Below are 21,786 nucleotides of genomic sequence, written 5' to 3'. Positions count from 1 at the left end.
CCTGCGAATCCACCCGGAAGGAATGCCCAATGCCCAACAAGACCCTGCTCAACCACTGCGCGCTGCTGCCGCTACTCGCTACCGGTGTATTCGCCGCAGCCCCCGCGTTTGCCGAAGAGATGCCCGCCCTGGCCGCGGAGAAAAAGGCCGCGCGGGACAACCTGGAAACCATGGTCGTAGTCGGCGTGGCCACCGATACCGAAATCACCCCCGAGCAACTGGAAAAACAGCAGGCCAACGATCTGGCCGATATCTTCCGTCACATTCCTTCGGTGTCCGTGGGGGGCTCCCTGGGTATCGCCCAGAAGGTCTATATCCGCGGTATGGAAGATACCCTGCTGAACGTCACCGTCGACGGCGCCCCGCAGACCGGTACCCTGTTCCACCATATCGGTCGCGTTTCCATCGAACCGGAGTTGTTGGACACCGTGGAAGTGCAGTCCGGTGCCGGTGAAGCCACCAGTGGTCCCGGTGCCATCGGTGGTGCCATCCGCTTCAAAACCAAAGATGCCAACGACCTGCTCCGCAGCGGCGAGCAGTTTGGCGCTCGACTGAAGGGCGGCTATTTCAGCAATGACGGTACCAAGGGGAGCGCCTCCGTCTACGGCAAACTCGGCGCGAACTGGGGAGTGATCGGCTCCTTTGTTCAGGTCGAGCGGAACAATATGAAGGACGGCGCCGGCAATGAAATTCTCGCAACCGCTGCCGACCAGAACCTGGCATTTGTCAAAGTCAGCGGCGACATTACCGAGAACCAGAAGCTGACCGTCAGCTACGAACAGCGTGAAGAGTCCGGCGAACTGGGTCGCAGACCAAACTGGTTCGTACTGGAAGGTGACACGCTGTATCCGATGGATGCCGAGCGCGAAACCCTGGTGGCCAACTACAGTGCCAGCCTGAATGATGCCGTGAACCTGGAAATTACCGCCTACGACACCAACTCCGACATGGTGCAGGATGGCCCCTGGGGACTGTACGGTGGTAATACCGCGTCGATTGGTTTTGATATCCGCAACACCAGCAGTTTCGGTCAGCATACCTTGACCTATGGTATTGAGCGGCGAAATCAGAAGGTGGTTGCTGGTGGGCGTGAAGTGGATTCCACATCCAGTATTTCCGAGACCGGGCGAGTGCAGGGCGCCTACATTCAGGATCACTGGCAGGTGACCGAGCCCCTGCTGCTTAGCTTCGGTGTGCGTTACGACGCTTACGAACTGACACAGAATAATTTTGACGGTGAGTTCAGTAGTGACGATGTCAGCCCGAATGTCGGTTTCTCCTATGCACTGAGCGATACCTGGACGCTTTCTGCGGGCCATGCCCAGGCTGTGCGCGGCAAGGAAGTTGGTGATTCCTTTACCCTGGAAAGCGCCGATATCGATCCGGCCCTGAAGGCAGAGTCTGTCGACAACAATGAGCTGGCCCTGGAATATATTGGTGGTTCCCTGGCGGTGAAGGCTGCGGTTTACCAGAGCACCATTGACGATGTTATTTACGACGAAGACCTGTTTGAGAATATCGGCAAACTGGAATCCGATGGTTTCGAACTGAGCGCCGCTTATTCCTACGAGAGCTGGTATCTGACAGCTGCCTACAGTCACAACGACTCTACCCTGAATGGCAACGATATCGAGGGCTACGAGCACAACGGGCTGGGTAATACCCGCGGTGATACCCTGACACTCGCGGTAGATTACGCGCTTACTGATCGCCTCGACCTGGGTTGGAACCTGACCCAGGTTCAGGGGATCGACGTTGAGGTACTGCATCGCTCGGTTGAGCTGGGCTGGATTGACAGCGTGCAGACGATCGACAAATCCGGTTATCAGCTGCACGACATCTATTTGCGTTGGCAACCACTGCAGGACGAGAGCCTGGCAGTAAACTTTGCCGTGCAGAACCTGTTTGACGAGCACTACCGCGACCACTCCAGCGTAGGGGATTATTCCGATATTCCCGGTTGGGGCATTGTTTCCGGTGTTTATGAAGCGGGTCGCGACGTCCGCCTGTCTGTAGATTATCGTTTCTGATTTCTGCCGGTAGCGAAAATAGAGGCGCGGTGTGCGAACACCGCGCCTTTTTCTTTACCGTGGGAGTGTTTGTTGTTGGCGTCTTTGAAAATTAAATAAAATTATGAAATCCAGAACCCGTTTTCTGTGGATAAAACTCCACACGTATTTTTCCTGCTTCTTCCTCCCTTTGGCGATAATGTATCTCGCCACCGGTATGCTGCATATGATGGATGTCGACGGTGGTGTGCGCAGCGAGAAGCAATTCGAAGTAACCCTGCCCGATGGCATTCCCGAAGCAGAGGAGGATGTGCGGGCCATCATGCTGCCACTGATGCGGGAAAAAGGGCAGGATATGACGTTGCCTGCCGATTACTACTACGAACCCAAAGAGCGTTATATCGGTTGGTACGGTTACAAGGGGCAGGTGTACTTTGAGCCGCTGGCAGAACCGGAAAAGGCGATTCTGCACATTAAAAAGCACGACCTCTGGCACCAGTTCCTGCTGATCCACAAGGGGCATGCGGGGCCGATTTTCTGGGTGGTGGGATTGCTGTTCGGGCTCAGCCTGCTGTTCAGCCTGGTCAGTGGGCTGGTGATTGCCATTGCGGTGCCGATGTTCCGCAGAACATCGATCGTATTTACCCTGCTCGGGGTTGTGGCGCTGACGGTGGGGATTACGCTGGGGGTGTGAGGCCTGTTGTTATTTGATCGCCCCGGAAAGCTCCGGGGCGATCTGTTGTTTAGCAGAATTTTGTCAGCTGGAAGCCGCCTTTGTGGCAGGCTGTGGATTGATCGGCGCCAGGCTAATTTCCCCACGCTGAGACTCGATCCATTTATTCATGCGCGTCTCCAGCACATTCAGCGGCAGCGCGCCCGCCCCCAGAAGCGCGTCGTGGAAACGGCGGATATCAAAATTATTCCCGAGCGTCTTTTCTGCGCGCGCGCGAAGTTCCTTGATTTTCAACTGCCCGATCTTATACGCCAGCGCCTGCCCGGGCCACACCAGATAGCGGTCCACCTCCACCACGATATCGTGCTCCGGCTTGGGGCTGTTTTCCTTGAAGTAGGCGATGGCCTCATCCCGGCTCCAGCCGAGCTGGTGCATACCTGTATCCACCACCAGCCGCACCGCGCGCCACATGTCGTAGGTCAGCGCGCCGAACTCGTTGTACGGATTCTTGTACAGGCCGAGATCGTAGCCGAGGCTCTCGGAATACAGGCCCCAGCCTTCCACAAATCCCGTGTACATCTTGGTGCGGCGCAACGGGTGAATATCCTTTTGCTCCTGCGCCAGTGCAATCTGCAGGTGGTGCCCCGGCATTGCTTCGTGCACCGTGAGCGCTTCCATTTCCCAGGTCGGGCGGCTTGCCAGGTCATAGGTATTGGCAAAGAACACACCCGCGCGTCCGGCTTCCATCGAACCCGGCTGATAGTAGGCGGTGGTCTGGGATTTCTCCGAGTAAGCAGGGATCGGCTTCACGCCATAGGGCAGGCGCGGCAGGGTGCCGAACAGCGCGGGCAACTCGCCGTCGATACGCTTGGCTATGTCCCGGTAGTTTTTCAGTAACTCTTCTTTGCTCTGGTAGTAAAAACGCGGATCATTGCGCAGGAAATCGTTGAACTCCTGAAAGCCTCCGGTAAATCCGGTTTTTTCTATAATCGCTTCCATTTCGCTGCGGATACGGCGCACTTCGGCAAGGCCGATGCGGTGAATTTCCTCCGGACTCAGCTCGGTGGTGGTTTCCTCGCGCACTTTGTGGGTGTACCAGCGAACGCCGTCATCATTCCTGGTGAACGCGGTTTCTGTACTCGCATTGGGAATATATTCCCGCTCCACATACTCCGCGAATCGCTGCCAGTTTGGTACCAGCGTTTTCTGGTAAATATTCTGTGCGCGCTGGCGCAGGCGGGTCTGTTGTGCGGCGGGAATACTTGCGGGCATTTCGTTAAATGCCTTTAACAGCGGGCTCTGCTGCGGATCGGCGGGAATCAGCGCACGGATCTGGCCGGGGAGCTCGCGCAGGGTGATCTGCGGCGGGGTCAGCTTTTGCTTCAGGCCCTTTTCCATCAGGATTTGGGTCTGCTCGATCAATCCGGGCAGTTTCTCCAGGCGCGCGAGGATATTTTCATAGTCTGCGGCATTGCGCTTGGGCATGGCGCTGAGTACGGATGGCACGCTGCGCTGGATGCCGCTCATGTGGTTTACCGGCAACAGGTGGTCGGGGAACTGGTAGCCGCGGACCTGGAGCAGGAGGTCCTGGTACAGCAGTTGGTAGTCGAGTTTTTCGTTTTCGAGCAATCTCGATTCATCAATGTGGCGGCTGGCGGCGAGCAGTTCGCGGGTCTGGCCTTTGCGCCGCTCGATGCCTTTGGTGGATTGATCGGTCCACTTTTTTTCCACCCCGGGGTAGCCTTCGTAGGTTCCTCTTTCCGGGTAGCTTTCCATGATCCAGCGGTAGCGCAGGTCCTGCAGGGCCTGAAGCTTTTCGCTCGCGCCTTTTTTGGAGAGCGCATTCAGGTCTTTTTCAAAAACTTTCTGGTCCATGGCCTGGACATTGAAGCTTGCGGCCATGATGGCGACGGATAATCCGACGGATTTAGAGTTCAGGATTTTTTTGAATGAAGTGGGAAAAAGCATGGTACTTCCTGTCTCTGATTGTTCTATTTGTAAATAATTTTTGTATTCGGAGCACCGAGACTGCGCTTTGTTCTGGCGGCTGTGGCGGCCAGGCATCGGGTATTCGTTTTCGAAACCGCTGTGAATACATCCCTGTACGCTGCGTCGGCGACGTGGCCCGGCCGCTTCAACGCGGCGCCTACGGCCCCTGTCGCCGACGCTTTCGAAAACGAATCCCCGACACCCGGCCTTCGCTTTAAGTTATGTACTTCGTAGCGGATACGTAATCAGATAGCAGCAGCCTGGCCGTTGAAATTGTTGTTGCCCATGGCTTCAATTCTTCTGCGAATTTGTTCTTCGATGCCTTTGGCATCCAGGCCGATTTCCGCGAGTAATTTCTGGTGCTTGCCGTGCTCGATGATTTTATCCGGCAAGCCCAGCTGCAACAGTGGTACCGGCCTGATTCTCTGATTCAGGTATTCCGCTACCGCGCTGCCGGCGCCACCGGCAATGGTGTTTTCTTCCAGAGTGACAAGAAGTTCGTGGCTGTCGGCCAAGCGATTGATCAGCTCCTCGTCCAGCGGTTTTACCCAGCGCATATCCACCAGCGTTGCGCCGAGCCTTTCCGCCGCCTCGCGCGCCGGCGCCAGCAGGGTGCCGAAGCTCAGGATCGCCACACTGGCCCCCTCGCGGATGACCCGCGCCTTGCCGATTGGCAGCTCGGTCATTTCCTGTTTGATCTCCACTCCCGGGCCGGTACCGCGCGGGTAACGCACTGCGGCGGGACCTTTGTGCTGGTAGGCGGTGTAGAGCAGCTGGCGGCACTCGTTCTCATCGCTGGGAGCGGCGATGACCATATTGGGCAGGCAGCGCATGAACGTTAGGTCGAAGCTGCCCGCGTGGGTGGGGCCGTCCTCGCCGACGAGACCGGCGCGGTCGATGGCGAAGGTCACATCCAGGTTCTGGATCGCCACGTCGTGCACCATCTGGTCGTAGCCGCGCTGCAGGAAGGTGGAGTAGATCGCCACTACCGGCTTTTGGCCCTCACAGGCAAGACCGGCGGCGAGGGTGACCGCGTGCTGTTCGGCGATCGCCACATCGTGATAGCGCTCAGGGAAGCGCTCGGCAAAGTCCACCATGCCGGAGCCCTCGCACATGGCGGGGGTGATGGCGATCAGCTTGTCGTCCAGCGCGGCGGTATCGCACAGCCACTGGCCGAAAATATCCTGGTACTTCGGACCTTTCTTTTTGGTCTCTGGAGCCGCGACCTGAACCTTGGGTTCCGGTTCGAGCTTGTTCAGTGCGTGATAGCCCACCGGGTCTTCTTCCGCCGGGCCGAAACCCTTGCCCTTGGTGGTGACGATGTGCAGTAGCTGCGGGCCGCGCTGGTTGCGCAGGTTGCGCAGGGTATGCACCAGATCCTGCATATTGTGGCCGTCCAACGGGCCAACATAGTTGAAGCCCAGCTCCTCGAACAGGGTGCCAGGTGTGATCATGCCCTTCACGTGTTCTTCGGTGCGCCGCGCCAGCTGCCAGGCTTTGGGAATCACCGACAGGATCTTGCGACTGCCCTCGCGCATGCTGAGATACGTTTTGCTGGCGAGGATGCGCGCGAAGTAGGTGGCGAGGCCGCCCACGTTCTTGGAGATCGACATGCGGTTGTCGTTCAGCACCACCAGCATGTCTCGGCCGGTGTGCGCGGCGTGGTTCAGGGCCTCGAAGGCCATGCCGGCGGTCATGGCGCCGTCGCCGATGACGGCAACCACCCGGCGCTCGTCCGGGGAGCCCAGTGCCATACCCAGCGCCGCGCTGATGGAGGTGCTGGAATGGCCCACGCCGAAGGTGTCGTAGGGACTTTCACTGCGCTTGGGGAAGCCGGACAGGCCGCCCTGCTGGCGCATGCTCAGCATCTGTTCGCGGCGGCCAGTGAGGATCTTGTGGGGGTAGGTCTGGTGGCCAACATCCCACACCAGGCGGTCTTCCGGGGTGTTGTAGATGTAGTGCAGGGCGATGGTAAGCTCGACGACGCCGAGGCCGGCACCGAAGTGGCCGCCGGTCTGGCCCACACAGTACAGCAGGTATTCGCGCAGTTCGGTGGCCAGCTGGGGCAGTTGTTTTTCCGGCAGGGCGCGCAGTTGAGCCGGATCGTCGATCTGGTCGAGCAGCGGTGTATGCGGGCGCTGGCGGGGTATCTGGTCGAACATCTAGGGTCCTGAATTCGGGCGTTCGGGCCCGTCTTCACGCCCCGCTTGGCGATGGCAAGCGGCGCTGGGCCCAAAGTATCAATTGCAACTGATAATGGAAGGGGATTGTATGCCCACGGGCGCGAGATTGCATCCCAAGGGAAGGAGGCTTCGAATTGCACCTGGGGCGCCAGATCGACTGGTACGGCTTCGATTCGGGGGTTTTTACTACGCCACCAGTCAGTGGTCCCGATGGACTATATAGTCCGCCAGCTGCTGCAGCACGGCAGTATTGCCGCCCAGTTGCGCGAGGGCGTCAGTGGCTTCGCGGTGTAGCTCGTCGGCTTTGGCGCGGGCGCCGTCGAGGCCGAGCAGGGAGACGTAGGTGGGCTTGTTGCGGGCGGCGTCGGCGCCCTGGGTTTTGCCCAGAGTGGAGGTATCCGCGGTCACGTCGAGGATGTCGTCCTGTACCTGAAACGCGAGGCCGATGGCCTCGGCGTAGCGGGTGATGGCCGCCAGTTGCGCCTCATTGGCGCCGCCGATCAATGCGCCCATTCTGGCGCTGGCGCTGATCAGGGCGCCAGTCTTGAGGCGGTGCATCTGCTTCAGTTGTTCCAGTGACAGGGACTGGTTCACTGCGGCGAGGTCGATGGCCTGCCCGGCGACCATGCCGCGGGCGCCGGCGGCGTGGGCCAGTTCGGCAACGAGGCGAATGCGCAGTTCCGCGGACAGTGGTGCGCCAGCGAGGAGTTCGAAGGCCTGGCATTGCAGGGCGTCGCCGGCGAGGATCGCGGTGGCTTCATCGAACTGGATATGGCAGGTGGGACGGCCGCGGCGCAGGTCGTCGTCGTCCATGGCCGGCAGGTCGTCGTGCACCAGCGAGTAAGCGTGCACACACTCCAGCGCGGCCGCCGCTTCATGGCTTTTATCTGCTGCGGCGGTACCACCAAGGGCCTGGGCTGCGGCGTATACCAGCGCCGGGCGCAGGCGCTTGCCGGGGCCGAGGGCGGCGTAGTTCATGGCGGCGAACAGCGCGCTGGCATCGGACTGCTCCGCCAGCGCCGCTTTCAGGGTCTGTTCGACCTGGAGACCGGAGGATTGCAGGAAGGCTCTGAGTTTTGCGGGTATTGCGACCGGGGAATGGGTTTGGGGGGAAGTGCTCACTTACTCCGCATCTCCGGAGAATTCGTCTTCCGCGTCGAACGGCAGTTCCTGTACCTTGCCGCCTTCTTCCATCAATACCTTGACCTTCTGCTCGGCGCTCGCCAGTTTCTGCTGGCACTCGCGGGTGAGCTTCACGCCCCGCTCAAAGTCCGCCAGTGCCTCGTCCAGCGGCAGGTCGCCGCTTTCCAGGCGCTCCACCAACTGTTCCAGTTCCTCCAGTGCGCTCTCGAAGGTAGCGGTTTTCTTTTTCGCGGCCATGACATTGTCCCGATAATAGTCCCGATAAATGGCGTGGGTATCCAATTGCGGGCAACCTTAGCGGCTGCGGCGGAGGGGGTCAATTGGCGGCGCAGGTCACACCCCCTGCGACAATATGGCGCACTTGCGCGGGCGGCGTTTCCGATAGCATTTCCGGGTTTAGAAAAAAAGGAAATTGCCGTGCGCCCTGCATCTCAGTACCGCCATTGGCGGGGAGATGCTGGCGGCGCGCAGAAAGCGCGGCCGGACCCCGCTAACGGCTGCCGTTGGTGCTGGCCCCGGCGCCGCGCCGGCGACACAATAGAGTGCTAAATCCGTTGTCGAGGGCCGGTCTTCGTGACTTCCGCTTTACCCACGCCGCCAGAGGCCGGGGATAAAACCGTCATCACCAATCTGCGGCGCCTCACTGTACTGCGCGCTCTGGCACTCAGTGCCTATATCGGCGCCAGCCTGTGGCTGGCGGATGCGCTGAGCGGTGGCGCGCTGGTGTTTGTATTGCTGGGGGTGATTACCACCCTGATCAGCGCCTGGCGCGCCCGCGGCAGTGTCGCTGTCGGTCGCGCCGAGTTTTTCGGCCACCTGCTGATGGATTGGCTGTGGCTGCCGCCGCTGCTCGCCTTCAGCGGCGGCGCTGCGAACCCGTTCGTCACCTATCTGCTGGTCCCTCTCACCATCGCCGCCGCCACCCAGCCGCGTGTTTACGCCTGGTTGATGGCCGCCATCAGCATCGCCATCTACACCGCACTGATGATCTTTTTCCCCGGAGTTGATGGCGGTCACAGCGGCCACGCAGCGCCCGATATGCCAGCGGCCAGCAGCGAGTTCTATCGCCACCTGATCGGCATGTGGGCCACGTTTACCTTTTCTGCGCTGCTGATTGCGGGATTTGTTAACAGCATGGCGGAAGCCCTGCGCAGGCGCGACCGCCATCTGCACAAACTGAGGCAGGAGCAGGCGCGGCGGGATCAGGTGTTGTCGCTCGGCACCCTCGCCGCGGGCACCGCGCACGAACTGGCCTCGCCGTTGCAGACCATTGGATTACTTGTGGAAGAATTGCAGGCCCAGCGCGATAAGGATAACGACATCGACGAGCAGGATCTGGCTCTGCTGCAGCAGCAGGTCGGCCTGTGCAAGCAGGCACTGGAGCAGTTGAAGAGCCGTGCCCGCGACCCGGAGGGCCGCGACGAATTCCAGCCGGTGGCGAAATTTCTCGAGCGCAGCCTGGAGCGCTGGCAGCTGCTGCGCCCAGACGCGCGTTTTGCACTGGTACAGCAGGGCCCCGCAACTCTCGAGGCGCGACTGCCGCTGACCCTGGAGCAAACCCTCATCAACCTGCTCAATAATGCGCTGGATGCCTCGCTCGCGGCGGGAAAAAAAGCACCGGTGGACATAAAGGCCCAGTGGAACGGCGAGCGCCTGTCTGTGGAAATCGCCGATAGCGGCGCGGGGCTGGATATCGGCAGTCTGGAACCCAAGGGTTTTGGTATCGGTCTGATTCTGAGTAAAACCGCGCTGGCGCAATTGGGGGGCCGCCTCACCTTGAAGGCCCGCGAGCGGCTTTCCGGCACCGTGGCCATCATCGAGCTGCCACTCGCCACCAAGCCCAGGGAGATATTGTTGCCGTGAACAAGCCGCGCCTGTTGATTGTCGACGACGAATCCGGCACCCGGAATATGCTGGAGCGGGCTATGTCCCGCCGCGGCTTTGAGACCCGGGTGGCGGCAAATGTGGATGAAGCGCAGGGTATCATTGCCCGGGAAAGGTTCGACAGCGCGCTGCTGGACCTGAAAATTCACCACGACAGCGGCCTGGAGCTAATCGCGCCGCTGCGCTCATCGAATCCCCGTGCGCGCATCGTTCTTCTCACCGGCTATTCCAGCATCCCCACGGCGGTGGCGGCGATCAAACTCGGTGCGGACGATTATCTGTGCAAACCCGCGGGTGGTGATCAGCTGGTGGCGGCACTGCTCGGGGATCCGGGTGCCCGCCATGAGGCGCCGCCGCTGCCGGATATCGCGAGTGCGCCACCTTCGGTAAACCGGCTGGCGTGGGAGCATATCCAGCGGGTGCTCGCGGAGAATGATGGAAATATTTCCGCCACTGCCCGGGTGCTGGGAATGCACCGGCGCACGCTGCAGCGGAAATTGCAGAAGCGGCCGAAGGTGCAGTAATACTTACTATCGTCATACCGGCGCAGGCCGGTATCCAGAGTTTGGCTTTGGTGGAGCTGGATCCCGGCTCAAGGCCGGGATGACCTACTCAGGGTAGAAAATTCTGGATCTGTCGCCCGCCGCCTTGAATCTCCCGCTCCATCAAATAGTGCGCCAGCGCCCGTTTCTGACTGTTGCTAAAGCCATAGTTCGGCATCGGCGGTGTCGGTGTGTCAAAGTAATCCGCCAGCTGTTTGAGCGTGTACCTGCGGCTCAGGTCTTCCAGCGGTAGTTGCTGGTGGCAGCGGATGCAGTTGCGTCGCTCGAAGATCTGCGCCCCCTGGCGCGCGGCGTCACCATCAATAGCGAGCGGCTTTTTGGGCGCGATGATCGAGGGGCGTTGGTCTGCGGGTGCGGCGGATGCATTCTGTTTCGCCGCGCCCGGTTGCACCCGGTACACCGCGCCGGCGTAGTCGTCGGAGATGTAAATATTACCGCGCGCATCTTCGGCGATATCCACCGGGCGGCCGTACACCGTATTGCGGTCATCCCCCAGAAATCCCCACAGAAAATCTTCCGCGCGAATCTTGCCGCTGCCATCCCAGTGCAGCGCCACCACTTTGTAGCCGTCTTTCACATCCCGGTTCCAGGATCCGTGCAGTGCCACCAGCGCGGCATCGCGGTATCTCGCCGGCTGTTCCGGACTGCGCAGAAAACGCATACCCAGCGGCGCGTTGTGAGCGCGAAACTCGTATACCGGAGGGATGGATGCGGCGATTTTCTGCTGGATCTCCGAGTTTTTCCCCTCACCAAAATCCGGATCGGGTACGCGGTCGCCGTTGGCATAGGGCCAGCCGTAAAAGCCATCCTGCACAATACGGTTCAGCTCGCAGGGCGGAAAGTCGTTTCCCAGCCAGTCGCGTCCGTTGTCGGTGGCGTAGAGGGCACCGTCTTTCGGCGACCAGTCGAATCCCACACTGTTGCGCAGTCCTGTGGCATAAATCTCGAACTGACTGCCGTCCGGGCGAAAGCGCATAATGGCAGCGCGGTGCGGGTCTTCCTCTTTGCACACATTGCAGGTGGAGCCGCTGGAGAGGTACATCCAGCCATCCGGCCCCATGCCGATGGTCTTGGTCCAGTGGTTTCCGGTATCCGCAAGCCCGGTCACGATCTTCTGATAGCGACCGGCGATGCGTCCGTCGGAGTGGTCGAATAGCGCGCGGCCGACACCATTGCTTTCGGCGATGTACAGCCAGTCCTCAAACAGTGCCAGACCGTGGGGACGCTGCAGGCCATCGATCAGTACCCGCTGGCCGTCGGCCTTGCCATCGCCATTGCGATCCGCCAGCAGCAGGCTCACCTGTCCGAGCCTGGGCTGTGAAACCAGCAGGTCGCCGTTGCGGGTTACCGCCATAAAACGCGCGTTGGGTACTTCGTCGCTGTAGAGGTCCAGACGATAACCCGGTGCCAACTGCAACTGGTGCCGCACCGTCTTGTCATCGGTATGCGCGCCCAGCAACTGACCCCAGGGCAGATTGACACCGGGAATCAGGCCAGCGACGACCGCCGCCACCAGTAAAACAATGCTGATGGCGGCAAATACTGCCATGAAATAAGAAGTTAGCGCGCTTTTCGACGAGGCTCTCACAATCGTCTTGATCTCGTAACAAAAGTAACTATAGTAGGCCGCTAAATGTCGCACAGCAGTACCAGTTGCGACACACGACACCGCTCCCCCGAATCCCTTTCCAAGAAAAGTGTGACGCCAGTCACATGTATGTAAGACATCTCTTACATCAAGTTCAGCACTTTCCCACTACCCGAATTTTCTCCAGCGACCATAATGTAATTGCAAGGACGGATAACGGATTGCACCGGCGGCAAGGACAGGTTCCCAAGGATTGGAGACCGCGCTGCCAGCCTGAATGGATTTGGGCACCATCCTGTGAGACGCACCGCTTGGGCTGGACTGCTCAAGCGGTGTTTTACATTTGGGGCGCTGCAAATTTCCCCTCTGGCCGCCGATTCCATTCTGGCTCTCCCGCGCTTTCTCCCTCATTTAGCACATCCTGTAATGGGTGCCGATCGTGACACTTTGCCGTTCTGCACCAAAGATCTGCACCACATTCTGCCGGCTGTCTGGAAATCGTAACAAACCTCCGCTTTAATCAGCACAAGACGGTCCAAAAATTGTGGCCGCGGAGGATAAAGCATTCAGTAATCTACTGCTGTATTCGTTTGTTACGCAGCCACCCTGGCATCATTGGTGGTCAAGCCTTCATCGCTTCCAGATTTCGTCTCTTTTCCCCAGTTTCTCTCGCGCCACCGCATTTTCCCGCTTTATCCGTCGTTATTTCCCGCTCCAGTCCCGATCCCTGTTTCAACGCCTTTTCCTGCTCCGCCACCAGAACCGCGCCGGAATTCCTTCGGGGCTCTGTGGTTTTCGGAGTATGCCAATACCGGAGGTGAACACATGCAAGCACAAATCCTGAGATTGAATCTCGCAGGGCAGCCGCTGGAGTGGTTGAGTTGGGAGGAAGCCGCCTGTCTGTATGTACGCGATCTGGTCACCTGGACCCTTGGCGGTGTGGTGCAGACGGTGCGCGGCGGCGTCAACCGCAGTGGTGAGCGCTCGCGGCTGGATCTCGCTGCGATCATCGCCTGCGGTGGCGAGCGCATGGCGCGCCCACGCAATCGCCCTCCGCTCACCAACCGCGCTCTGTTTGCGAGAGACGAACACACCTGCCTCTACTGCGGCAGCTGGTTTCCGCTGCGCGAACTGACCCGGGACCACGTACACCCGGTGTCCAAAGGGGGGCGCGATGCCTGGGAGAATGTAGTCACTGCCTGCCGGCGCTGCAATCAGCACAAGGGAAACCGGCTGTTGCAGGATATTGATATGGAGTTGCTGGCGCTGCCGTTTGTACCCAATGCGGCGGAGTACCTGGCGCTAATTAACAGTGTGCGGATTCGCGGCGACCAGATGGAGTTTCTGCGCGGCCAGTTTTCCCGGCCGCGGCAGGTGGGGTGGCTATTGGCAGACGGGATGCCGAAAGCGGGTTGACCTCTGCGGTCTCACACCGCACGGCGGATCAGTGCGGTGAGGTAGGCGCAGAAGTCGTGCCCGTGGTTCTGCAACATTTTCGGAAACATGGAAATGGGCGTCATCCCGGGAAAGGTGTTGACTTCGTTCAGATAGATTTCGCCGCTCTCGGTGAGGAAGAAATCAATCCGCGACAGGTCTTCCAGTTGCAGGCCGACAAAGGCCCGCCGCGATGCCGCGTCAATCCAGCCCAACTGGGCTTCAGACAGCCCCTCCGCCACCACATGAGTCAGTGCACGGCTGCCCTCCGCGTATTTTTCATCGTAGCTGTAGAAGGTATCTGATGGCGCGCAGACTTCGCCGGGCGCGGTAATCACCAGCTCTCCCTCATAGGTGTAGGCCGCGACTTCCAGTTCGCGCACCTTGAGGCATTTTTCCACCAGCACGTAGGGGGACAGGGTAAAGGCTTCCTGCAATGCGCTTTCCAGCGCGGCTTCGTCGCTCACCTTGTAGCAGCCCACAGAGGAACCCTGGCTGGATGCTTTTACAAACACCTCGCCCCACAGCTTGAGCGCGTCGCGGGCCTTGGCGGTTTCCTCCGCGGTGTTGGCACAGAGGAACTGGTAGGGGGTATTGTCGATACCGAGCGCGCTGAGCCACAGTTTGGTGGTGATCTTATTGAAGCAGATCTTGCTGGCCTCGGGACCGCAACCGTAATAGGGGAGGCCGAGTATCTCCAGCTGCGACTGCAGATCGCCGGTTTCACCCGGATAGCCGTGAATGGCGGGAATGACGTAATCCACCGGCTGCGCGGCGCCACTGGCGCTGTAGAGCAGCTTGTCCGAGCGCAACTCACGCAGGGTGCCTTCGGCATCCTGCAGCCGGCCGGCGCTGTCCATGGTGACCCGGGTGAGCTGGATGCCTGGTGATTTCGCCAGCTCGCGCTGGATGAAATCCGCGGTGCGCAGGGATACATCGTGTTCGCTGCCGCCACCGCCGCAGATCAGCAGTACCTGGATATCATTCTGTTGGCTCATCGGGCTCTCATCCGTCGAATTCTTATCAATCGGTCTATTTGTCAGGGCGCCGCCGGTGCGGAGAGTACCTGCGCACATTGCGCCGGCATTTCAGGCTTTTTCGGCGGTTTCTCCGGTTTTGGTTTTGCCGGCGCAGTGCCGTTCAGGATGGCGTAAAACTCATCGCTAAACCACCAGTCCAGGCCGCCTTCACAGGGTTTGCCACTCACTTTGGGCTGCGGCACACAGCTGCTGTCTCCCGGCGGGCAGTTCAGGCGCACATGAAAATGATAGTTGTGCCCCCACCAGGGGCGCACTTTGCGCAGCCACTCGTTGTCGTTACCGGCAATATCGCACATTTTCCGCTTGATGGTAGGGTGCACGAAGATTCGCGCGACACGGGGGTCCTCGGAGGCAATGCGCAGAATGCCGGGAATACGCGGGTCCCAATTCCGTTTCAACAGAATGTGTTTGCGGTCGTCGGCGATGGGTGTGGCGGATATGTTGTCCCGTTCCCATGCGGTCAGCGGGCGCTCCGCCGCGCGCTTGTCCTGGGAGAACCAGATATCCGCGTCCAATCCCATCTGATGGCTGGCGTGGCCGCTGCTGAACGGGCCGCCGCGGGCCATCGACATGTCGCCGATCTGCAGGCGGCCTAGCCCGTTTTCTTCCACCGCGTTGGAAAAGTCCTTGAGGAACTCCACCAGGTAGGGGCTGCCGTAGTGGCGGTTGCGTCCGGTGCGCACCAGTTGGAAACCCTCCCCCCGCAGCGGCATCTTCTCCGCGCCACTCAGGCAACCATTGCTGTAGCTGCCGATACTTTCGGGTAACTGGTTTGACGGGCGTTTTATCGCCTCCCACGGATTCTTGGCCAGAGCCGGAGCCGCGCTACCCAGAAGCAGTGCGCTGAACAGCGCCAGGCCAAGGAATCGGGCAGTGAGTGAATGGGGCGTTACTGAAATGCTGATTGGCGACATGGTGTACTGCAATTGTGTCGGTTAGTGTTTTTGTGCCCGGAGAATTATAGAAGTTCCGCCGGCGAGTTCTGTCGAACGATCCGCTTTCATGCAGATTCGCGAATATTGCCCCGGCACAAATCCACTATGTTTGTGATTGACCCGCTGACTTCCCGCGGGCGAAACAAGCCGCGGAATCCTGCCATTCTATGACCCTCGACCAGATCGTAATTCTCGCGATTATTGCCGTCACCATCGTGCTCTTTATCTGGGGGCCCTGGCGACACGACATGGTGGCGCTGGCTTCCCTGTTGGCTTGCGTGTTCACCGGGCTGATCGAACCGGAAGCGGCATTCAGCGGTTTTGGCCATCCCGCCGTTGTCACCGTTGCCTGTGTGCTGATCCTGAGCCGCGGGCTGCAGAGTACCGGCGCGATGGACGCACTGGCGCAGAAAGTCGTCCCCAAGCGCGGTGGTGTCACACTGGCCATTGCCTCGCTCACGGCGCTCGGCGCCGGCATGTCTGGCTTCATGAACAATGTCGGCGCCATGGCGCTGTTGATGCCGGTGGCCACGGATGTGGCTGATCGCTATGAACTGCCGCCGGGCAAGGTGCTGATGCCGCTGTCCTTTGGCACCATTCTCGGGGGGATGACCACCCTGATCGGCACACCGCCAAATCTGATCGTATCCGGCTTCCGCGCCAATGCTGGTGCGGGCAGCTACGGCATGTTCGATTTCACGCCGGTGGGATTGGTGGTGGCGCTGGTGGGGGTGTTGTTCGTGGCGCTGATCGGCTGGCGTCTGGTACCGGCGCGCACCCAGGTGGGTGCGAATACCTTTGAAACGGGCACCTATCTTACCGAGGCTCTGGTAGGGGAAAAGAGCGCCGCCATCGGCAAATCGCTGGCGGAGCTCGTGAAAATGATCGGCGACGAGGATGCACAGGTAATTGGCCTCGTGCACAACAATGCGCGGGTCTCAACCGCCATGCCGGGGCTCAGGGTGCGCGCGGGGGATTTGCTGGTCATTGAATCCGACCCGGAAGCCCTGTCGGCGGTCCTTTCGAGTCTGGGGTTGACGCTGGCGGCGGACACGGAAAAAACGGACAGAGACAAGGACGAAAAGGAAAAGAGCGAAAAGGACAAAAACGGCAAGGACAAAAACGGCAAGGACAAAAACGGCAAGGACAAAAACGGCAAGGACAAAAACGGCAAGGACAAAAACGGCAAGGACACAACGGGGGCACGGGAAAGCAGCGGCGCCAGTGCCGGCGGGACCTCTGGCAAGCCCCCCAGGCCAGCGACGAACGGCTCTGATGCCCGTCGTGAACTCGTCGGTCCGGGTACAGTGGATGTACCTCCCGAGCTGGGGCGCGCGGAAGAGAAAGCGAAGAGCGCCGCTGAAGTGGAAGAGATAAAGCGCGGACAGGAGAAAAAAGAGGCGGAGGAGAAACGCGCCCGCGATCGCGCCGAGATGGTGCTGCGGGAAATGGTCGTGTTGCCGGACTCATATCTGATTGGGCGCACGGCGGAAAATCTGCGCCTCGCCGGCCGCTATGAAATCAACCTGTTGGCGCTGTCGCGCCAGGGACGTCGCTCGGTCAAGCGCCTGCGTTCCACACCGCTGACCGGTGGCGATGCGTTGCTGATGATGGGTACCGAGGAAAACCTGCGCAACTTCGCCAACGAACAGCGGTGCGTGCCTCTGGCGCAGCGGGACATCACCATTCCCAATAAGGAAAAGGCGTATGTAGCGCTCATTGCGATGGCACTGGCGGTGGCGGGAGCGGCGTTTGGTCTGCTGCCGGCGGCCATTTCCTTCGCGACCTGTGTGCTGGCCTATATGGCGCTGAAGGTGGTTCCGCTGCGACATGTGTATGAGTCGGTAGATGGATCGGTAATTGTGCTGCTGGGGGCGCTGATTGCGGTGGCGGAGGTGATGGACTCCAGCGGCGCCGCCGACGTGGTGGCCAAATCGATGCTGGACAATGTGGCGCAGGGGCAGCCGGTGGTGGCGCTGGTGCTAATACTGGTGGTGACCATGACCCTGTCGGATTTTATGAATAACGCGGCGACGGCGGCGGTGATGTGCGCAATCGCACTCAGTGCGGCGGGGCAACTCGACGTGAATCCGGACAGTTTCCTGATGGCGGTGGCCATCGGAGCTTCCTGTGCCTTCCTGACACCAGTCGGCCACCAGAACAACACGCTGATTCTGGGCCCGGGCGGGTTCAGGTTTGGGGATTACTGGCCGATGGGATTGCCGATGGAGCTGCTGGTCGTCGCGGTGTCGGTACCGATGCTGTTGTGGGTCTGGCCCCTCTAGGCCACATCGTCGTCCGGTGCCGCCGCCAGGTCCGCAAGATATTTTCCGCAGAAGCGCAGCGCATCGGTGACCGTGACTATCCCCGCAAGCTCGCCTTCTTTCATCACCAGCACCGAGCCTATCCCAGTCTCCGCCATGGCCAGCAGGATCTTGTCGAGGGGGTCGTGGAGGTCGGCAATGTAGGGGCGGCGGGCGCAGACGTCGCGCACATAGAGCTGTTGCTCTTCCAGCCGGTGACCGGGAGAGCGCACGCGGTCTATGTCGCCCTGGGAAATGACGGTTTCCAGGTCGCCCTCGCGGGTGACCGGCAAATGATGGACACGGTGTTCCTCCATCAGCGCCTCAGCGGCCTCAATGGGGGCGTCGATGTCGATATGGTAGGGAAATGGCGTCATTAACGCCGCCAGTGTGGGCATACGGTGGATATCCCGTATTTTTGCCATAAGCCTCGGTACTCCCTAACGGATTGCATCTCGATGTTCTGTTGCCGGGCAGCGCGCCGTTCCGGCAACGGGTTCAACAAGAATAGAACGAGGTCGAATCAATATCCGCTAAATAAAAAATTATTCGCCCTGTTGGCTATTCATAAACAAGTCAGTATTATGCGCAGCGCCTGGCCGGAGGTCTCATATGCTGGGGCCTTGTAACGCGGCGGTCTGGATTTGGCATCCGGACCCGGGTTGAATTTCCGGAAACAGGCATTATCTATAGCCATATCTTGTGATCTTCATTTAACTGAACAGTCGGCCTTATGCTGTTTTTAGTCGAGTGTTTAATTATTACCAGTAAGTGGAAACCGTGGATATGGAATATCGGTGAACACCGGTGGTCTATCGTCGAATGGCCGGGGCTGAGCGTTGGCTTTACATTGTTTTGAATTGATATTTCTTTACACAGCAAGCACTTGACGTGCCGATATAACGGAATTTGGGTGGTATTTCTCAGGGATTGGCGTGCATCGTTCGACGCCTGTTGAATTCCGCTTGGACTATTTCGTTTGTGTCTATCTTAATAAGGTGGGTGATATACGGCATTTCGGGTCAGCTTGCGCGCGATTGATTCAAAGCGGTGGATTGGAAGTCGCGAAGTCTGTCCGGCGGAAATTTTATCGGGATTGAACACCGCTAAACCGGTGATTCTTCATTAAAACACACTATCAAAAGCATAAATCTTTTATATATATCGAGGCTCAGTATATATGTTTCAGGAATACGACCAGATCGAACAGCAAATCGCCGAGCACCAGGCCAGAATTGAAGAGCTGCAGGAGCAGATGGCCAAGGCCGAGCGCAAGAAGCAGGGCGTAATCGCGTTCGACAAGGCGTTGGTCAATCTGGCGGCGGAATATGAAATGGAAGAGGAGGAGCTGTACTCCGCGCGCGGTGAGCAGATCGTCGAGTGGCTGGTTGGTCAGCTGAACAATGACGATGCGCCGGATTACATCCGTACCCTTAAGGCCCGCGTTGCCCGCACACTGAAGCGCGAGGGTGAGGCACCGCGCCGCAGCGCCGGCCGCCGTGCCACCGCTTCTGCCAAGCCGGCGGAGCCCAAGCTGGAGACCGGTCACTACCGCAACCCCTATACCAACGCCACCATCGAAAAGAAAAAGCGCAACCCCAAACAACTGAACCAGTGGGTTGCCGAGCACGGCCTGGACAAGGTGCAGAGCTGGAAAATCTGATTCCACCTGCGCACTGACGGATAAAAAAGCCCCCGGTAGTCCCAGCTACCGGGGGCTTTTTGTTTTTCTGGTGCCACTTTTTCAGGCAATGCCGCTCGATTTACGCCAATCGGAATATTCCCGCGCTAGCCGGTAAACGCGTGTAAAGCATTTCAACAATACTTTTCGGAGTCTCGAGCCTGCAGCCATTAACACTCAGCTGCGAGTTCCACGTTGAAGTGCGTCAACAAGGAGTACCTTGTGCCAGTGAGGTTATCTTTACCGGGTATCGGCCATTTTTTTCTGCCTTGTTGTCGGTGCATGCGCGCCGCGTTCAGCCTCGTGTTTCTCCTGTGCCTGTTGCTTGCGCTCGGCGGCTGTGGTTCCGGCAGGACCGGTACTGACCGCGCGCTGGGCAGCGGCAGCTCGAGCAGTGGCGGATCAAGCTCTGGATCGAGCAGTGGTGGCGGGGTTGGCAGTGGGCCGGAGCTGACCGGCATTCTCGCCGGCAGTATCCTGGGCCTGTACTACGAGACGCCGAGTTTTTCCGGTCTCACCGATGCCAGCGGTACTTTTCGCTACCGTAAGGGCGAAGAGGTTCGATTTACCCTCGGCGATGTCGACTTTGGGAGCGCGCCGGGAGCGCCGGAACTCAGTCTGTTTGAGCTGGCGGACAGCGCGCCACTGACATCGGAACTGGACCTGCGGGTGGCGCTGGAAGACCACCAGCGGGTGAATGCACTGGATCTCGTGTCGAACAGGATGTTGCTGCTGCTCACGCTCGACCGCGACCAGGATCCGACAAACGGCCTCGACCTTACCGACTGGAACCGGGATCTCGCCGATTACCAGGTGGACTTTGCCTACGATCTTTACGCCTTTCCCTTTCGTCGCGGTGTGGATTCCCTGCCCGCCATCAAAAGCGCGTTTGCCATCAAATACCAGGTGCCGCTCGATGCGCCACTGCTGTACCTCTACGATGCGCTCGGCATAGTGGTGCCGGTGCACGTGCCGATCAGGGAGACCCGCGATTTCAACGACGACGGCAGCATCGAGCAGGAAGTGCGGTGGAAGTACAACAGCCTCGGCCTGCCGCGGGACATTCGTTTCACCCTGGAGCCGGACAACACCGACTTCTGGCGCGAGCGCGTAGTGCTCGAATACGACGGTCAGGGCCGCCGTACAATCATGCTGCGGGAAACCGACATCGACGAGAACGGCAGCGTGGAATATTTCTACCGCTCCGAAAACTTCTACAACGGGCGCGGATTCCTGGTGGAAGTTCTTGAGGAAGACGGCCAGTTGGAAGTGAGCGAGCGCCGCCGCTATCTGTTTGAATACGACGATGGCGGGAATAATTCACTCTTCACATTCGAGCAGGACAGCAGTGTGGGCACCGGCGTCGACGCCGCCGTTGACGGCATACTCGACACCATCTTTCGTGTGCGCAGCCTTTACGACGACCGCGGATTGCTGGAAGTGCGGGAGGAGGAAACGGATCTCGACGCCGATGGTCTCATCGAGCGCCGCCGGATTTTCGAATTCGGCTACAACAACGCCGGGCGTCTACTGGAACAGGTGGATACTCTCGACAACGGCGAAACCGTTGCCGTGGACGGTGTGGTGGATGCGCGTATTAAGGTCGGCTACCGCTACAGTGCCAGCGGGCGCCTGTTGAAGGAGATTCTGCGCTTCGACGACAACGGCGATGGTGAGATGGACCGTGAAAACACCTACGAATTTGTGTATCTGAGCAGCGGCTTGCTGCGCGAGCAGACGTGGTCCTTCGATGCGAACGCAGACGGGCGGATAGATTCCCGTCGCACCTTCACCTACCGCTACCGCAGCGACGCGTTGCTAACGCAGGTGAAGATGGAACTGGACAGCGACGCCAGCGGCACCACCAATGCTAGTGAGGTGACCGACTACCTCTACAACAGCCGCGGTCAACTGCGGGAGACCGTCGTCGCCACATTCAACAGCGCCGGCGAGCGCCAGAGTTTGCTCACCGTTACCCGTGTCTATGGCGCCAATGGCCAGTTGCTCGACTGGTATCGCGAGGGCGAGGGCTTTACCGGCACCACCAATACGCTGCTGCATCTGCGCTGGCAGTACCTGCCGCTGGACGACGGTCTGCGCTACCTTGTTGACCACTACGGCTATCGCCAGCCGGCGTACACGGAAATCGGCATCACCGATGTGTATCTGCCGTGTATTAATTACCGCTTTGCGGAGGGCGGGACCCTATGCGCGAGGAGCTGGCCGCTGGAGTGGAAATTCCGCTGGGCGGAGGTGTGGAAGGCGCCGGGAGTGAATCTCGGTGGCCCGGTGGTGATCCGGCCCGGCGATGTACCGGAAGCCGTATATTGAGCCGGGGAGCGTCGCGCTGGAGCGGGTGCT

Annotated in this window: 16 protein-coding genes; 8 read left to right on the top strand and 8 right to left on the bottom strand. The window is 59.6% G+C overall.

All coding sequences use genetic code 11. From position 1 onward, the window contains the following. The first annotated feature begins 29 nt into the window (after positions 1-29). Together FDY93_RS09700 and FDY93_RS09695 are read left to right on the top strand one after the other, a co-directional pair. Positions 30-2,030 carry a TonB-dependent receptor domain-containing protein gene (locus tag FDY93_RS09700; RefSeq protein ID WP_240914070.1) on the top strand — a complete coding sequence of 667 codons (2,001 nt, stop codon included), beginning with the start codon at positions 30-32 and terminating at the stop codon, positions 2,028-2,030. 103 nt (positions 2,031-2,133) lie between these two features. Beyond that, positions 2,134-2,703, top strand: a complete 570-nt coding sequence (locus FDY93_RS09695; protein WP_138235548.1) for a hypothetical protein — start codon at positions 2,134-2,136, stop codon at positions 2,701-2,703. A gap of 63 nt (positions 2,704-2,766) precedes the next feature. Here FDY93_RS09695 and FDY93_RS09690 read toward each other — a convergent pair whose 3' ends face one another. The 4 genes from FDY93_RS09690 to xseB form a co-directional block, all read right to left on the bottom strand. Then, the gene (locus tag FDY93_RS09690) at positions 2,767-4,650 is read right to left on the bottom strand and encodes a DUF885 domain-containing protein (RefSeq protein ID WP_246068533.1); all 1,884 of its coding nucleotides are present in this window, start codon (positions 4,648-4,650) and stop codon (positions 2,767-2,769) included. Between the two features lie 266 nt (positions 4,651-4,916). Next, positions 4,917-6,833, bottom strand: a complete 1,917-nt coding sequence (gene dxs, locus FDY93_RS09685) for a 1-deoxy-D-xylulose-5-phosphate synthase (RefSeq protein WP_138235547.1) — start codon at positions 6,831-6,833, stop codon at positions 4,917-4,919. A gap of 219 nt (positions 6,834-7,052) precedes the next feature. Beyond that, positions 7,053-7,940, bottom strand: a complete 888-nt coding sequence (locus FDY93_RS09680; protein WP_138235749.1) for a polyprenyl synthetase family protein — start codon at positions 7,938-7,940, stop codon at positions 7,053-7,055. Between the two features lie 36 nt (positions 7,941-7,976). Further along, positions 7,977-8,234, bottom strand: a complete 258-nt coding sequence (gene xseB, locus FDY93_RS09675; RefSeq protein WP_138235546.1) for an exodeoxyribonuclease VII small subunit — start codon at positions 8,232-8,234, stop codon at positions 7,977-7,979. A 336-nt stretch (positions 8,235-8,570) separates the two neighbouring features. Between xseB and FDY93_RS09670 the strand changes: the two genes are divergently transcribed. Continuing rightward, positions 8,571-9,860: a sensor histidine kinase gene (locus tag FDY93_RS09670; RefSeq protein ID WP_138235545.1), complete on the top strand. Its 1,290-nt coding sequence runs from the start codon at positions 8,571-8,573 to the stop codon at positions 9,858-9,860. Next, a complete protein-coding gene (locus FDY93_RS09665) occupies positions 9,857-10,405 on the top strand; it encodes a response regulator transcription factor (protein WP_138235544.1) in 549 nt (182 codons plus the stop codon). Before FDY93_RS09670 ends, FDY93_RS09665 begins: the two co-directional genes overlap by 4 nt. A gap of 88 nt (positions 10,406-10,493) precedes the next feature. Here the strand turns inward: FDY93_RS09665 and FDY93_RS09660 are convergent, their stop codons facing one another. After that, positions 10,494-11,993, bottom strand: coding sequence for a PQQ-dependent sugar dehydrogenase (locus FDY93_RS09660; RefSeq protein WP_246068531.1), 1,500 nt, complete (start codon positions 11,991-11,993; stop codon positions 10,494-10,496). A gap of 864 nt (positions 11,994-12,857) precedes the next feature. Between FDY93_RS09660 and FDY93_RS09655 the strand changes: the two genes are divergently transcribed. Then, positions 12,858-13,448, top strand: a complete 591-nt coding sequence (locus tag FDY93_RS09655; RefSeq protein WP_138235543.1) for an HNH endonuclease — start codon at positions 12,858-12,860, stop codon at positions 13,446-13,448. 11 nt (positions 13,449-13,459) lie between these two features. Here the strand turns inward: FDY93_RS09655 and FDY93_RS09650 are convergent, their stop codons facing one another. Both FDY93_RS09650 and mepA read right to left on the bottom strand, forming a co-directional pair. Then, on the bottom strand, positions 13,460-14,464 hold the full coding sequence (locus tag FDY93_RS09650) for a D-alanine--D-alanine ligase (RefSeq protein WP_138235542.1): 1,005 nt from the start codon (positions 14,462-14,464) through the stop codon (positions 13,460-13,462). A 41-nt stretch (positions 14,465-14,505) separates the two neighbouring features. Further along, complete coding sequence (mepA, locus tag FDY93_RS09645) at positions 14,506-15,420, bottom strand: penicillin-insensitive murein endopeptidase (RefSeq protein ID WP_138235541.1); 915 nt, start codon at positions 15,418-15,420, stop codon at positions 14,506-14,508. A 188-nt stretch (positions 15,421-15,608) separates the two neighbouring features. Between mepA and FDY93_RS19765 the strand changes: the two genes are divergently transcribed. Further along, the gene (locus tag FDY93_RS19765) at positions 15,609-17,726 is read left to right on the top strand and encodes an SLC13 family permease (RefSeq protein ID WP_138235540.1); all 2,118 of its coding nucleotides are present in this window, start codon (positions 15,609-15,611) and stop codon (positions 17,724-17,726) included. Here FDY93_RS19765 and FDY93_RS09635 read toward each other — a convergent pair. Then, a complete protein-coding gene (locus FDY93_RS09635) occupies positions 17,723-18,169 on the bottom strand; it encodes a CBS domain-containing protein (RefSeq protein WP_240914077.1) in 447 nt (148 codons plus the stop codon). The genes FDY93_RS19765 and FDY93_RS09635 overlap by 4 nt on opposite strands. Before the next feature lie 755 nt (positions 18,170-18,924). On the opposite strand from FDY93_RS09635, the gene FDY93_RS09630 reads away from it, so the two are divergent. Both FDY93_RS09630 and FDY93_RS09625 read left to right on the top strand, forming a co-directional pair. Then, positions 18,925-19,407 (top strand): ABC transporter C-terminal domain-containing protein, encoded by a 483-nt coding sequence (locus FDY93_RS09630; protein WP_138235539.1) that lies wholly within the window; start codon positions 18,925-18,927, stop codon positions 19,405-19,407. Positions 19,408-19,707: 300 nt separating this feature from the next. Continuing rightward, entirely contained in the window at positions 19,708-21,756 is a 2,049-nt protein-coding gene (locus FDY93_RS09625; protein ID WP_138235538.1) for a hypothetical protein, read from the top strand. Positions 21,757-21,786: the final 30 nt, after the last annotated feature.

Origin of the sequence: Microbulbifer harenosus, assembly GCF_005771435.1 — a bacterium.
GTDB lineage: Bacteria > Pseudomonadota > Gammaproteobacteria > Pseudomonadales > Cellvibrionaceae > Microbulbifer > Microbulbifer harenosus.
The sequence above is the reverse complement of the archived record's forward strand: the minus strand, read 5'-3'. Positions and strand labels throughout refer to the sequence as shown.

Bases quoted from the DNA above. Each gene is read 5' to 3' on its own strand.
- dxs (WP_138235547.1), bottom strand. From the start codon at position 6,833: ATGTTCGACCAGATACCCCGCCAGCGCCCGCATACACCGCTGCTCGAC.
- FDY93_RS19765 (WP_138235540.1), top strand. From the start codon at position 15,609: ATGACCCTCGACCAGATCGTAATTCTCGCGATTATTGCCGTCACCATC.
- FDY93_RS09630 (WP_138235539.1), top strand. From the start codon at position 18,925: ATGTTTCAGGAATACGACCAGATCGAACAGCAAATCGCCGAGCACCAG.
- FDY93_RS09700 (WP_240914070.1), top strand. From the start codon at position 30: ATGCCCAACAAGACCCTGCTCAACCACTGCGCGCTGCTGCCGCTACTC.
- FDY93_RS09660 (WP_246068531.1), bottom strand. From the start codon at position 11,993: ATGGCAGTATTTGCCGCCATCAGCATTGTTTTACTGGTGGCGGCGGTC.
- FDY93_RS09695 (WP_138235548.1), top strand. From the start codon at position 2,134: ATGAAATCCAGAACCCGTTTTCTGTGGATAAAACTCCACACGTATTTT.
- FDY93_RS09650 (WP_138235542.1), bottom strand. From the start codon at position 14,464: ATGAGCCAACAGAATGATATCCAGGTACTGCTGATCTGCGGCGGTGGC.
- FDY93_RS09635 (WP_240914077.1), bottom strand. From the start codon at position 18,169: ATGGCAAAAATACGGGATATCCACCGTATGCCCACACTGGCGGCGTTA.
- mepA (WP_138235541.1), bottom strand. From the start codon at position 15,420: ATGTCGCCAATCAGCATTTCAGTAACGCCCCATTCACTCACTGCCCGA.
- FDY93_RS09690 (WP_246068533.1), bottom strand. From the start codon at position 4,650: ATGCTTTTTCCCACTTCATTCAAAAAAATCCTGAACTCTAAATCCGTC.
- FDY93_RS09655 (WP_138235543.1), top strand. From the start codon at position 12,858: ATGCAAGCACAAATCCTGAGATTGAATCTCGCAGGGCAGCCGCTGGAG.
- xseB (WP_138235546.1), bottom strand. From the start codon at position 8,234: ATGGCCGCGAAAAAGAAAACCGCTACCTTCGAGAGCGCACTGGAGGAA.
- FDY93_RS09625 (WP_138235538.1), top strand. From the start codon at position 19,708: ATGCGCGCCGCGTTCAGCCTCGTGTTTCTCCTGTGCCTGTTGCTTGCG.